This window comes from Pseudoalteromonas sp. JB197 (genome assembly GCF_002332205.1).
GTDB lineage: Bacteria > Pseudomonadota > Gammaproteobacteria > Enterobacterales > Alteromonadaceae > Pseudoalteromonas > Pseudoalteromonas nigrifaciens.
The window spans coordinates 2,959,066-2,972,704 of sequence record NZ_NRGZ01000001.1; the positions used below are offsets into that span (position 1 = coordinate 2,959,066).

At 40.2% G+C, this 13,639-nt stretch carries 9 protein-coding genes and 1 pseudogene; 7 read left to right on the top strand and 3 right to left on the bottom strand.

What is annotated here, in order from left to right:
* The first annotated feature begins 45 nt into the window (after positions 1-45).
* The 4 genes from CIK86_RS13795 (at position 46) to CIK86_RS13810 (ending at position 5,607) form a co-directional block, all read left to right on the top strand.
* Positions 46-1,593, top strand: a complete 1,548-nt coding sequence (locus CIK86_RS13795; RefSeq protein ID WP_024602286.1) for a TnsD family Tn7-like transposition protein — start codon at positions 46-48, stop codon at positions 1,591-1,593.
* Entirely contained in the window at positions 1,517-3,127 is a 1,611-nt protein-coding gene (locus tag CIK86_RS13800; protein ID WP_144443715.1) for a hypothetical protein, read from the top strand. The genes CIK86_RS13795 and CIK86_RS13800 overlap by 77 nt, the downstream gene beginning before the upstream one ends.
* A gap of 247 nt (positions 3,128-3,374) precedes the next feature.
* Positions 3,375-4,682 carry a DEAD/DEAH box helicase gene (locus CIK86_RS13805; protein WP_086993154.1) on the top strand — a complete coding sequence of 436 codons (1,308 nt, stop codon included), beginning with the start codon at positions 3,375-3,377 and terminating at the stop codon, positions 4,680-4,682.
* Between the two features lie 106 nt (positions 4,683-4,788).
* Entirely contained in the window at positions 4,789-5,607 is an 819-nt protein-coding gene (locus CIK86_RS13810) for an alpha/beta hydrolase-fold protein (RefSeq protein WP_086993166.1), read from the top strand.
* A 44-nt stretch (positions 5,608-5,651) separates the two neighbouring features.
* Here the strand turns inward: CIK86_RS13810 and CIK86_RS13815 are convergent, their stop codons facing one another.
* The gene (locus CIK86_RS13815; RefSeq protein ID WP_010392193.1) at positions 5,652-6,554 is read right to left on the bottom strand and encodes a homocysteine S-methyltransferase family protein; all 903 of its coding nucleotides are present in this window, start codon (positions 6,552-6,554) and stop codon (positions 5,652-5,654) included.
* Positions 6,555-6,731: 177 nt separating this feature from the next.
* Positions 6,732-6,977, bottom strand: a complete 246-nt coding sequence (locus tag CIK86_RS13820; RefSeq protein ID WP_008112798.1) for a DUF3297 family protein — start codon at positions 6,975-6,977, stop codon at positions 6,732-6,734.
* A gap of 300 nt (positions 6,978-7,277) precedes the next feature.
* On the opposite strand from CIK86_RS13820, the gene CIK86_RS13825 reads away from it, so the two are divergent.
* The 3 genes from CIK86_RS13825 (at position 7,278) to CIK86_RS13835 (ending at position 11,521) form a co-directional block, all read left to right on the top strand.
* Positions 7,278-8,867, top strand: a complete 1,590-nt coding sequence (locus CIK86_RS13825; RefSeq protein ID WP_086993153.1) for an alkaline phosphatase — start codon at positions 7,278-7,280, stop codon at positions 8,865-8,867.
* A gap of 11 nt (positions 8,868-8,878) precedes the next feature.
* Positions 8,879-10,672: an alkaline phosphatase gene (locus CIK86_RS13830; protein WP_086993165.1), complete on the top strand. Its 1,794-nt coding sequence runs from the start codon at positions 8,879-8,881 to the stop codon at positions 10,670-10,672.
* Between the two features lie 135 nt (positions 10,673-10,807).
* Entirely contained in the window at positions 10,808-11,521 is a 714-nt protein-coding gene (locus CIK86_RS13835; RefSeq protein ID WP_086993152.1) for a hypothetical protein, read from the top strand.
* Here the strand turns inward: CIK86_RS13835 and CIK86_RS13840 are convergent.
* A pseudogene (locus tag CIK86_RS13840) lies at positions 11,496-13,388 on the bottom strand (monovalent cation:proton antiporter-2 (CPA2) family protein). The gene CIK86_RS13835 and the pseudogene CIK86_RS13840 overlap by 26 nt on opposite strands.
* Between the last annotated feature and the right edge of the window lie 251 nt (positions 13,389-13,639).

Consider the following 13,639-nt stretch of genomic DNA (forward strand, 5'->3'; position numbering starts at 1 on the left):
CTTCAAACTAATAGCTAGTCATTCTTTGCGTACAGAGGTGCTACTATGATCATGCAATTTCCGATAGCGCACAATGATGAGCTACTTGTAAGTATCTTAGCTCGCTTTGTAGCAAGACAAGGATTAAAAAATGACAAAGCTGCGTTAGATCTATTATTTGGTACTAGAAATATTGTCCCTTCAGCATTACTGCAAGGCCATATACAGCCTTTATTGTCGAATGTAGGGCATTTATGGTCTGTTAGCGAGACTGATGTAATCAATCGACACTCACTACTGCCTTTTTTTCAGTCATTTATAGAACCTCAAAGAATTGAAGCCGTACAAAATAGTTTGATATACAGTGAAAAATCAACGGCTCTGACGACTATAGGGAAAAACGCTTCAAATATTCATTGGCCTATGTATTATCGGTATTGTCCGAAATGTGTTGCCGAAGATAATAAGCTATTGGCTTACTCGTACTGGCGTAGGTCTTTTCAACTTCCGGGGTTAGTTGTTTGCCCTAAACATTTTGTTTATTTACAAAATAGTCACTTCAAACTGTTTCCAAGCAGTAGGCATGGATTCTGTAATGCATCTCAGGTTATTACTTCAGATAAGTTAATACATATAGATGTTGATTCAAACAATAAGCTGTCAAAACTCGCAATTCATTTACAGCAGTTACTACAGATAAATACTCCTTATGTTTCACCTTTACAATGGGCAATATTTTACCAAAAAGCGATCAGAGACATTGGCCTTGTAAATGGTGCAAGGCCCGATCACCTTAAGATTAAAGAAAGGGTTATATCCTACTGGGGTATTAAATTTTTATCATCACATGGCCTTGGGATACATAATGAAAATAGCTGGCTACTTGCTTTTTTCCGCAAACACAGACGGCATTATACAGCTCTACACCACTTAGTTTGTATGATGGCTTTATTTCCTTTTCAATCAATTTTTGGTGCGATAAACGAAGCGTCTTTGATAATCCCGGAAAGACAGAAAAAGAAGGTTTATACGAACAGTAAGCTTGAAGATAAAGTTGATGAATACCGCACTAATTGGTTGCTGATTTATTCCCAGTTCGATAGCTTAAAAAGCATTCGGGGGACTAGGGAAGGAGCTAGATTGTATTTATGGCTTTTTCGGTATGATAATGCTTGGCTACAAAAGCATTTACCTAAGCGCATTTATTACAATATAGGGAAGGTAAATTGGGCAAAGCGTGATCAAGAGCTAGTTAAGAAGCTGATTCTAGTTCGAAATAAAAGCTATGATAATTTAAGCTTACCTCGAATGACTCAAACTTGGTTCATTGCTCAAGTGGGGGTTATATGGGGGGTTACTAGTCATTTAGAGAAGCTTCCTCTTAGTAAGTGCTTTTTTATTAAATATACAGAGTCAATTGATGAGTACCAAATTCGTAGAGTTCTGGCTATTATAATAAATTGTATAAATAAAAATGAGCCTTTACCCAGACCTTATGAAATTGAACGTCTTGCCGGACTTAGTAAACAGCGTAGTCGTGAGCCTGTCAAATGCATCCTCGAAATGGATTTCGAGGAATTTTCCTGCTTTCAGATCCCTTCGAGAAAATGTTGAACTTAAAGAAGTGGTCGGTGTTTTCAGTTCAAATATATTATTTAAAAATAAGCGCGTATATATAGGTGTGCAATGGCAAGATGGACAGTATTCATCTTTGCCTATTGAAATGGCAAGTTTGGCGGCTCCGGGAAGAATATTTGAGAATAAAAAAATATCAAAAGAAACTGAATTTGAAAGGCTTAAAGTAACCATTTTAGAAGGAAAAGGCATAGATAAGTCATCAGATCATTATAGATACCTATATCAAACAGATATGGGGGTTATATCTATAACGGGATTTGAATTAGCGAGGATATTATTTTTTCATAATAGACATCTGGTAGATGCAGCTTATATGGCAAACGGCTTGTCTCAACTTGCATTTATTAATAAAGTGACCTCTCCCATAAAAATTAGCTTTCCAGAATCTACGACGTATCCTGTTAGTTATTTAAAAACTAAACAACAAAGGACACATCTTGCATGGCTTTTACTAGATAAAAATGCAAGAAAAAGCCTTTTCTCGATTTACCGAAGCTTTCAAAAAAACTCAAGTTTAATGGCTTTCGACTTTACTCCACCACTCTTAAAAGAATGGCAGGTTGAATTGTCAGTCATAAAAGATAATAAATCGGGGAAATTACTCGTACAGAGGATTGAGTCTATAGTTAATGCACATATTGATAGGGAGTATCCCAAAGTTGAAATTAGCCATCCTAAAAAAAAGGATGCAGCAGCACTTTCGAGTAAAGAAAAAGCAAAACTTACTAAGGCACCTAGTGTAGACATAGATCCTGAGCTTGATCTAGGTGATATTCCGGGTTTTTCTAAGCGGCTTCATAGTCTTAATTCAACAAGTTTTTCATTTAATATATCAGGTATCCAGAGTGCAACTCTTTCTGATGGAAAGAAGGCTTTAGAACGCTCAGCAGTCATTAATGACAGTGGCGATTTTACTCCTGAAAAAGCTGGCGTTGGTACGCCAGAGGTCGAAGGAAGTGCTCAAGAGTTCGACCCTATAATAAATCAGGAAGATGATTTTGAAGAAGCCGAAGAATCGCCTCAGAAGTTTTTAATTTTTAAAGATGTGGTAAATGAGCTAAGCGGCAAAAAAGGAATCGAGCTTAAAGCAATTAATTGTGGTGTGTTTCCAAATCCAACAAATGGAAGTATGGCTATCTTTAAGACTAAAGATAAGCAAACATTAAGGTTCTTTAGGGCTATTATTGTGGTGCAGCAGGTGGAAGTTGTAATGCTTGAAGCTGATACTACAAGCTTGATAAAGGCAAAGGGAGCAAGTACTTTAATTTTAGGACTGAAAGATGATGCGAATATTCGTTTTAAGGAAATTATTCAGAATTTTTCTGACAACGGAGCTCAATGGAAGCATCAATTTATCAGAGAAAGAGCTCATTTATTTCAAGCTTGTAATCACCCGAGACTAAAACATAAAGGTAAGACTTTAAATGAGGGTGAATATAAAGAAAAATGGGTTACTAGTTTACAAGAAAAGTTAAATCAACTTATCAAAGAGCTACAAGGAACCATTTAAAAAATATCAAACTTTATTATAGGATCGCTAGAGGCTGAGAAGGAATAATTATCAAACTTTAGCTAATTTATAGCTTTTAAGGGGCTATATTTTTATCAAACTTTATTATAGTCGCACAATAAAAAAGACGCGAAAGCGTCTTTTTTTTGCCAGTAACTAAATGCGATTTAAATCACTAACCCCTACTTAATAAGCGTTAAATACGCTAAAATTGCAGGCTAATTTTTAGCAATGAGCCCACACCTTTATGACCTCAGCCACAAGCCCTAGCACTTTTAACGAACTTGGCCTTATTCCAGAGCTATTAGCTCGTTTAACCGATTTGGAATATACCCAGCCTACGCCAATTCAAGCTAAGGCTATTCCTAGTGTGCTTGCGGGCAGTGATTTAATTGCTGGGGCAAATACTGGCTCAGGTAAAACAGCAACGTTTGCGCTGCCAATACTACAAAAAATGTTCCTTGAACAAGGTAGTAAAAGCGCAGCCAGCAAAGGTAACTTTGTAACGGGGCTTATTTTAGTACCTACTCGTGAGCTTGCTACTCAAGTAGCCGATAGCGTTAAATCGTATTCTGCTAACTTTAATGGCGCAATTAAAACGATTGCTGTGTTTGGTGGTGTATCGGTTAATACACAAATGCAGGCACTTCGTGGTGGCGCTGATATTATAGTGGCAACACCAGGGCGCTTACTCGATTTAATCTCAAGCAATGCTATTAAGCTTGATAAACTAAATACACTTGTGCTTGATGAAGCCGACCGTATGCTAAGCCTTGGCTTTACCGAAGAGCTTGCTGAGTTATTAGCGTTAATGCCTGCTAAAAAACAAACTATGTTATTTTCAGCAACTTTCCCAGAGCAAGTTAAGCTATTAACACAAGATTTATTAAACGACCCTGTTGAAATACAAGTTCAAAGCAAAGACGAAAGCACTTTAGTACAGCGTGTATTTAGCGTTAATAAAGGCGAGAAAACCACTGTTTTAGCGCATTTAATTAAAACCCATAAATGGCGCCAAGCACTGATTTTTGTTAATGCTAAAAAAGATTGTGAACACTTAGCGCAAAAGCTTGAAAAGCGCGGTGTTAATGCACAAGTTTTTCATGGCGATAAAGGCCAAAGTGAACGCACCCGCGTAATAGAAAAGTTTAAAGCAGGCGAAATTGAAGTGCTAATAGCAACTGATATTGCAGCACGTGGTTTAGATATTGAAAAGCTGCCAGTGGTTATTAACTTTAATCTACCACGCAGCCCAGCTGATTACATGCACCGTATTGGCCGAAGTGGCCGTGCTGGTGAAGTCGGTTTAGCGTTATCGTTAATTGATTATGAAGACTTTCATCACTTTAAAATTATCGAAAAGAAAAACAAGCTACGCTTAGAGCGAGAAGAGGTTGCAGGCTTTGCAGTAAACCAAGCGAATCTTGATGCAGCTGATGCGCTTAAAAACGATAAACCCATGGCCAAGCCTGAAGGCACCGGCAAGAAAAAGAAAAAAAATAAAGCCAACCCAGAAGATGATGTGTGGAGTGGCTGGCGAGGCCGTTCTAAGTAACTATTTATAGTAACTTTATATTAGGCAGCTATCTCTACGAGACGCTGCCTTTTTAATGCTATTTAAGGCAAATTTTAAAAGGAAATTAAGTGAACTTACTACCAACATGGCTGTTATTTTTTGTGCCTTTGCATGCTTAAAATTAAGCGCAAATACCCCTTACGAAATCCCCAGAAGTAGTGTTGTAGAGCTTACTGAGCCCTCAACTAAGCGTGTTTATTCTACTTTTATTCAATTGCCTAAGTCATATTCAGAGCAGCCTAATAAAACGTATCCTGTTATTTATTTAACCGATGCGCCGTATGCATTTCCTATCGTTGCCGGTGCCACACGGTTTCCAATGAATAGCGGCAAGATGCAACAGGCTATTATTGTGGCGATTGGCTATGAAAAAGGCTCAAGAGGAGCTAGTAGTCGAGTTAGGGATTATACACCCACTCAATCCCTGAGCTGGAAAAAGCAAACCGGTAACGCTAAAAATCATGCACTGTTTTTAAAAAATACTGTGCTGCCGTTTATCGAAAAAAGTTACCGAGCAAGCAACACGCAAAGAACGTATATAGGTAACTCGTTAGGCGGTTTATTTGGCGCCGCTGTTTTATTTACGATGCCTGAGCTATTTAGCAATTATATTATTGGCAGCCCGTCGGTTTGGTTTGATAATAATGCACTGCTAGCGTTAAAAGCGAATAAGCCCCAAATACCAATAAAGGTTTATGTATCTGTTGGGGCAAAGGAAACTCCAGCCTTTGGTGAAGGGCAAAATATGGTTGAAGGCGCAGCGCAACTTGTGAAAAAAATTAATGCGCTCAATAGCGATAATATAAAATTAAAAAGTGTTGTTATTGAAGGGGCACAGCATGCAACCGCATTCCCAACCACAGCAATACAAGGGCTTGATTGGGTATTGGGAAGCGGTCAATAAGCTCGCAATGGATTTTCGATGCTTTTATAGTTAAATAATTGATATTAAATCGCTTTAATGTCGCTTTTCCACTTTACCAGCGCTGCTATAAATTCGGGGCCAATACCACAGCAGCCGCCAATAATTGTTGCGCCTAGGCTATGCCATTGTTTAGCAAATGCTACATACTCAGCAGGTGATAAATCGCGGTAACCTTGCGAGCCTTCATTGGCTTTATAATCACTGGCGATTGGTGTAAAACCATTCGCAAATGCTCCTAAATCAACATGTTTATTTTGCTGTTTTAGCACGCGATTAGTGTCGCGCAGCGCTTGTTCAATAACCTCGGGAATAGAGCAGTTAAAGAATATGCCCGCTATTTTATATTCGAGTAGTGCTAGGATAGCGTCTGATACTAATTCACCAGAGCGCAATGTCGCTTGTTCGCTTACTTCATCACTTAGGGTAAATGCGTAATAACATGGCTTGTTTGAATTCTTCAGTACGCTTGCCATTACCCGCGCTTCTTCAATGTTTGATATGGTTTCACCAATCCAGATATCTACATATTCGTCTTGTGCTTTATACAGGGTATCTAAAATAGTAAATGCGCGATCACTTTGGAAAAAATCAGCACGATACGAGCCAAAGGCAGGAGGCAGTGAGCCGGCAACGAGTACCGTTTGCTTTGCGTTTTGAGTCACCTTTTTTGCAATAACCGCTGCTTGCTCAGCAAGCGCAGCACCTTTTGCTTGGTAAAGCGTTTCACCCAAGTGAAAGGGGACACATGCATAGCTGTTAACAGTAATTATTTCAGCGCCAGCATCTATAAAACCTTGGTGTGCTTGGGTTACACATTGCGGTGCTTCTATTAAAGCTTGCGCACTCCACAGTGGCTGTGAAAACGGCGCGCCCATGCGTTTGAGTTCACGACCCATGCCGCCATCTAATATTATTAACTTGCTCATAATGGACTTCTATACGTCTAAACAATTAAAGCTATTCAAACATACTTTTTGAAAATTCATAATGAAACTTCATCAGGTTGAGTATGAAAAAAGTTCAACATGTTAAAGCTGTTTTTAAAAGGCACAAAAAAAGCGACTACCCAGTAAGGTGTCGCTTTTCTTTTTACAAGTAAGCTATTACTTGTAAAACGCTTCTACAGTGCCTTTTACTTTCATAAGTAATGGCTGACCGCGACGGTCTAGCGCTTTAGGTGCCGCTACTTTTATCCAACCTTCGCTGATGCAGTACTCTTCAACGTCAAAACGCTCTTTACCGTTAAGTGTAATACCGATTTCATGTTCAAATACTTCTTCTACATAAAATTTGCTACGTGGGTTAATAGACAGTTGATTAGGTAATTCTGGTTTGTTTGTATCAGTCATAATAGTGATCTGCGTTGAATTAATTATGCGCTATTGTAGGCAATAGCAAGCTTAGGCTCAAGCAAGAGATCAATAAACTAATATATTGTGACGTGCTTTTATAGAGCTGTTACATATATTATGAGAAGAGTTAAGCAGTCGATGGAAATACAAAGTAGGTGTTATTGATATAAAATTTGGCAGTCACCTTCTTGTCATTAAAATTACCTTTATTAGTAACATCTATTTCCTATAGTGCAGCGGTTGATGTTTTTGAGCTCACAGTTTTTAAAAATAACCACTACATAATGGGAATTACGGATGAAAATTAAAAAAGTCGCTGCGGCAATCGCATTCACCTGTGCGTTTAGTGCCGTTAGTCATGCCAATGTTCTACCGCAAAGTCAAAAAGACAGCAGTTGGTATAGCGCTGCGCAAACAAAACTAACAACAAAAACCACCCAAGCGCAGAGTGTTAAAGCCACCAAAGCTAAAAACGTAATTTTATTTGTTGGTGATGGTATGGGGGTATCAACACTAACCGCCGCACGTATTTTACAAGGACAACGTAATAACCAATCGGGGGAGGAGGGGTATTTAAGCTTTGAGACATTTCCGTATTCTGCACAAGTTAAAACCTATAACGTAGATGCACAAACCCCCGATTCTGCGGGCACTATGACCGCGATGATCTCGGGTGTAAAAACCGATGTTGGTGTAATTGGTGTTAACGAAAATATAGAGCGTGGGATGTGTTCAACAGTTGCGGGCAACGAGTTACTAACAGCAACAGAGCTGGCAGAAATTAAAGGCCTAGCAACTGGGGTTATTTCAACAGCGCGAATTACCCATGCAACGCCTGCAGCAACGTATGCTAAATCGGCCGATCGTAACTGGGAAGATATTTCAGACATGCCAGAGGATGCAATTGCAGCTGGCTGTGAAGATATTGCCTCGCAACTAATTAACTTTGAAAAAAACCTAGAGGCACGTTTTGTTGGTACTGATATAGATGGCCTTGATGTTGTTATGGGCGGCGGACGTCGGCACTTTTTACCCAAAAACGTAGCAGCTAATTCAACAGACGCAGTAAGCGCAATAGAAGGGGATCGTACCGATAATCGTAATTTGATTAGTGAATGGCAAGCGCAATACCCTACTGCAACGTATGTTATGGACCAAACCGGCTTTGATAATATTGCCGATGACGCTACTAAAGTATTTGGCTTATTTAACGAATCCCACATGCAATACGAAGCAGACCGCGCAAACGATATTGCTGGCGAGCCTTCACTTACCGATATGACTACTAAAGCAATTGAAGTGCTGGGCAAAAACGACAAAGGCTTTTTCTTAACCGTTGAATCGGGTCGTATTGATCACGCGCACCATGCGGGCAATGCCTATAATGCACTTAACGACACAATAGAGTTGGCCAAAGCGGTACAAGCTGCGGTTGATAACACCAATCCAGAAGAAACCCTCATTTTAGTCACTGCCGATCACAGTCATGTATTTACTATTGCGGGCTATCCCAAACGCGGCAACCCTATTTTAGGTCAAGTTGTGGCCGTGGGCGAAACAGCCCCCAGCCTAGCTGCCGATAACAAGCCCTATACCACAGTTGGTTACGCCAATGGTTTAGGGTTTAGAAACTTAGGTGATGAAACAGATGCCGATGCAAGCTATGCAAGTGCTGCTGTGGCAGGGCGCGTTGAGTTACAAGGGATTGATACAACAACCCCTGGTTTTCATCAAGAAACAACAGTGCCATTGGCCTCGGAAACACACGCAGGTGAAGACATTTCATTGCATGCAACAGGCCCCGGTGCTCAGCTTGCACAAGGCGTAATTGAGCAAAATGTAGTGTTTCATATAATTAATCAAGCTCTTGAACTAACTCAGCAATAATGGCGGCTAACATGAAAAAATTAACGGTACTTTCTTTAGCAGTAACTCTTGCACTAACGGGTTGCTCAAGTGACAGCGATAAAAACCAAAATAGTATATTAACTGTCAATAACGTAATTGCTGTCGGGTCTGAGCAATGTGTTAACGGCGGAGTAACAACACAAACAGGCGAAGATACCAACGGTAATGGAATATTAGAAAGCAGTGAGGCTACATCAAGTAACTTAGTATGTAATGCACCAGCTACGTCGCTTAGCAGCGAGCAGTTAGCATCGCTTACTAGTAATGCTTGGTTTAGCGATGCACAAACCAAATTAGCAACCACAAAAACAGCAAATGCGAGCATAGTGACTGAGTCAGGCAAGGCTAAAAATGTTATTTTATTTGTTGGCGATGGTATGGGAATTTCGACAATAACTGCAGCGCGTATTTTAGCCGGGCAGTTAGAAGGTGAAATGGGTGAGGAGCATCAATTAAGCTTTGAAACTATGCCGTATTCAGGTTTTGTAAAAACCTATAACGTAGATGCACAAACGCCCGATTCGGCCGGCACTATGACCGCAATGGCCTCAGGGGTTAAAACCGATGTGGGTGTAATTGGTATTGATGAAGCGGTTGAGCGTGGTAATTGTGCATCAGGCAAAGGACATGAGCTAGTTACCTCACTAGAGCTTGCTGAAATTGCGGGTAAAGCGACCGGTATTATTTCAACTGCCCGCATTACTCATGCAACACCTGCGGCTATGTACGCAAAATCGGCCGATCGTAACTGGGAAGATATTTCTGATATGCCCGCGAGCGAGTCAGCTAATTGTGAAGATATTGCATCGCAACTGGTTAACTTTGAAGCCAACCTAAAAGCGCGCTTTAATGGTGTTGATGTAGATGGCATTGATGTTGTTATGGGTGGCGGGCGTCGTCATTTTTTACCAAAAGATGCTGCGTTTAATTCAGCCGATGCAGTAAGTGCAGTTGAAGGGGATCGTACTGATAATCGTAATTTAATTAGTGAATGGAAAACGCAATATCCAAATGGTACTTATGTAATGGATCAAACCGGTTTTGATGCAATTAGCGATGATGCTACTAAAGTATTTGGGCTGTTTAACGAATCCCACATGCAGTACGAAGCAGACCGCGCAAATGATATTGCTGGCGAGCCTTCGCTTTCGCAAATGACCGAAAAAGCCATAAATGTACTGGGCAAAAACGATAAAGGTTTTTTCTTAACCGTTGAGTCGGGTCGTATTGATCACGCGCACCATGCGGGTAATGCATATAACGCTTTAAACGACACCATTGAATTGGCAAAAGCAGTACAAGTTGCCATGAATAACACCAATCCAGAGGAAACGCTTATTGTTGTAACAGCCGATCACAGCCATGTATTTACCATTGCGGGTTACCCTAAACGCGGTAATCCTATTTTAGGTAAAGTGGTGGGCGTAGGCGAAACAACGCCAAGCCTAGCGGCCGATGATATGCCATATACAACGCTAGGTTATACCAATGGTGGTGGTTTTAGAAACCTCGGTAGCGAAACAGATGCTGACGTAGGTTATAACTTTGCACCAGTAACAGGGCGGGTTGATTTAACCAATGTTGATACTACTACCCCTGGTTTTCATCAAGAAGCGCTGGTACCAATGAGCTCAGAAACACACGCAGGTGAAGATGTTGGCGTATATGCTATAGGCCCTGGTGCGCACTTAGTGACAGGCACTAATGAGCAAAGCTTTTTATTTCATGTAATGGACTTTGCCGCAGATTTAGTTAAAACAGCAAACGACAAAGTGGCGCAGTAGTAAGTTTATAAATTGTGTGTGCAAAACAACTCGTACTCTGTGCGGGTTGTTTTTATATTATATTTTGTCATAAAACAGCCATTATTTTTAGCTATGTTAAAAGCATAAATTAGAGCCATTTAAAAAGAGTACCCAATGAAAAAAGCATTATTAATGATGACCGTATTATTCAGTAGCAGCGCTTTTTCCCAGCAATGCAATGTTAACCCAGCGCTATTAAAAGCAACTTACACTGTAACCAACAATAAAAATAACGAGCCAACAACTCAAGCGCTAACCCTGTGGCGAAACCAGCAACAAGTAGCGCATCAAAACGAAATAACGACCGAACTGTGGCAGCATTTAACTAATAAGCAAATACGGCCAATTCGTTACTTTAATGCTCAGCAGCGGGGTATTGAATACCAACCGTCAGAAGTACGTGGAGTACAAAACTGGAGTGCAAAAAACCAGCTGGTGGATGCGCATTTAATAGCAAAAATGACGTTAGTAAATACTCAGGGTACAGGTTGTGATGAAGTAAAAAACTATGTGTTAAACGAAGCTGAAACTGAGTATAAGCTGGCTTTATTTACACAGTCAAAGTTGGTTAAAACATTTAGTGTCAGCAGTAAAAAAAGCCAAGTAAGCACCTTACTCAGCCTTAATAATGTAAGTAGTAACGAGCAAGCGATAGTTGCTCAGTTTGCTAAATGGGATAACTTTCAAACTACCGACTATGCCGATATAGGCGACAACGAAAACGATCCCTTTTTAGCTAAAATGATTAACCTTGGTTTTATTGAGCATAGCGCCACTGGCTTTTATAACCAGCAGGGGCAAGCTATCCAAGGTGAGCATTATCATTAGATTTTTTGGGCTTGGCAGCGTCCTCTGTTAAGCCCGCAATATAGTCGTTGTCGTCGCAGGTATTTAAATCTTCTTGTGCTTGTTTGTCTTGTTGTAGCACTTGTTTTAAATCTTCCATACGCTGGCGTACAGCTACACCGTAGCTAATATCGTCGCCCCATAATTTTGCTAACTGTAATACACTGGCGCGGTCGTGATCTCTAAATAGCTTACCAGCTCGCTCGGCATCGGGTTTATTGTTACCTAATAACTCGAGCGCTTTAACTGCAAGGCTGATGGCAGAATCAACAGTTTCACGATTAAAGGCATCTACTTTTAAACTAAGTAATTGATAAGCGTGACGACGGTCGATAGCACGTGCAACAATTTTTAACTGCGGGTAGTTTTTTTGCGCAAGCTTAATAATTTCTAATGTTTTATCGGGGTTATCTATAGCCACTACCAGCATTTGTGCTGTTTTTGCACCTGCGGCTTCAAGTAGCTCCTGACGCCCAGCATCACCATAAAATACCGTTTTACCAAAGCGGCGTAATAATTCAATTTGCGTAGGGCTATGATCAAGTACTGTTATTTCGTAACCCTGGGCATGCAGTAAACGCCCCATTACTTGGCCAAAGCGACCGTAGCCCGCAATAATGACATGTTTAGCGCTGCTAATATGCTCGGGTTTATCAAATTCAGGCTTTACGCTGCTATCGCTTTTTTGCAGTTGCTCGTAAAACATTAATAATAAAGGGGCTATTAACATAGAAATAGCCACCACTAAGGTTGTTAATGCGGTTTGTTCGGGCGTTAAAATGCTTAGCGTACTAGTTACACTTAATAATACAAAAGCAAATTCGCCTCCTTGTGCCAAAGCCAGTGTAAATAATAGTTGCTGCTTTTTATTTATTTTAAAGGTAAAAGCCAGCGCAAATAAAATACAGGCTTTAATTACTATCAATAAAACAACTAAGCTAATCACAGTGCTAAATTGATTAAAAAACAGTTCAAAGTTAATCGACGCGCCCACAGTAATAAAAAACAGCCCTAATAGCAGACCTTTAAAAGGCTCTATGTCGGCCTCTAACTCGTGCCTAAATTCACTTTCGGCAAGTACTACGCCAGCTAAAAAGGTACCCAGCGCAGGTGATAAGCCAATACTTTGCATAACCAATGCAATGGCAACCACTAAAAAAAGCGCAAAAATGGTAAATATTTCACGTATATGTGTTTGCGCTATATATCTAAAAATGGGGGCCGATATATATTTACCGCAAGCAATAATGGCGGCAATAACAGCAATCGATGCACCTACTTGTTGCCAAACCGGCCAGTTGGCAATAATTGAATCACTAACCTCGGCGTTGCCACTCAGTGGTGCAAATGCGAGTAAGGGTAATAACGCTAAAATAGGAATAATAGCGATATCTTGAAATAGCAGTACAGAAAAAGCATTTTGCCCAGCTTCTTGTTTTAGTCAGCCTTTTTCTTCTAGGCTTTGCAGTACAATAGCGGTAGAGGAAAGCGCCAGCATTAAACCAATGGCAAGGGCTGTTTGCCAATGCATGGCAAACAGCCAATAACAAGATGCAAAAATAACGGCTGCGGTAAACACTACTTGTAAACCACCTAACCCTAAAATTGAGTGGCGTAATGTCCATAAACGTGAAGGTTGCAGCTCTAAACCAACTAAAAATAGCATCATTACTACGCCAAATTCGGCAAAGTGCATTACATCGGTTTGATCGCCAACCATAGCTAAGGCATAAGGGCCAATAAGTATGCCTGCGATTAAATAACCCAGCACCGATCCGAGTCCTACTCGTTTGGCAATAGGCACAGCTACAATTGCTGCCGCTAAGTAAATTAAAGCTATTTCTAACACGTGTTTTTCCTAGGTGAGTTTTTAAACCCAAGTGGTTTGCGTATAAATAGAATGACTGACACGCTTATAAAATACAATAATTTAAGTGGCTAAAAATGCTGTTTTTTTTAAAATTTTACAGCCTTCAAAGTATTATTAACGCTGACATACCCTAGCTCTGCTTTAATCATAATGAGATTTTTTTTCAGGATTAACGCGAATGTTACTTATATCAATCGTTAAGCAGCAAAAAAAGGATGCGTAATGCATCC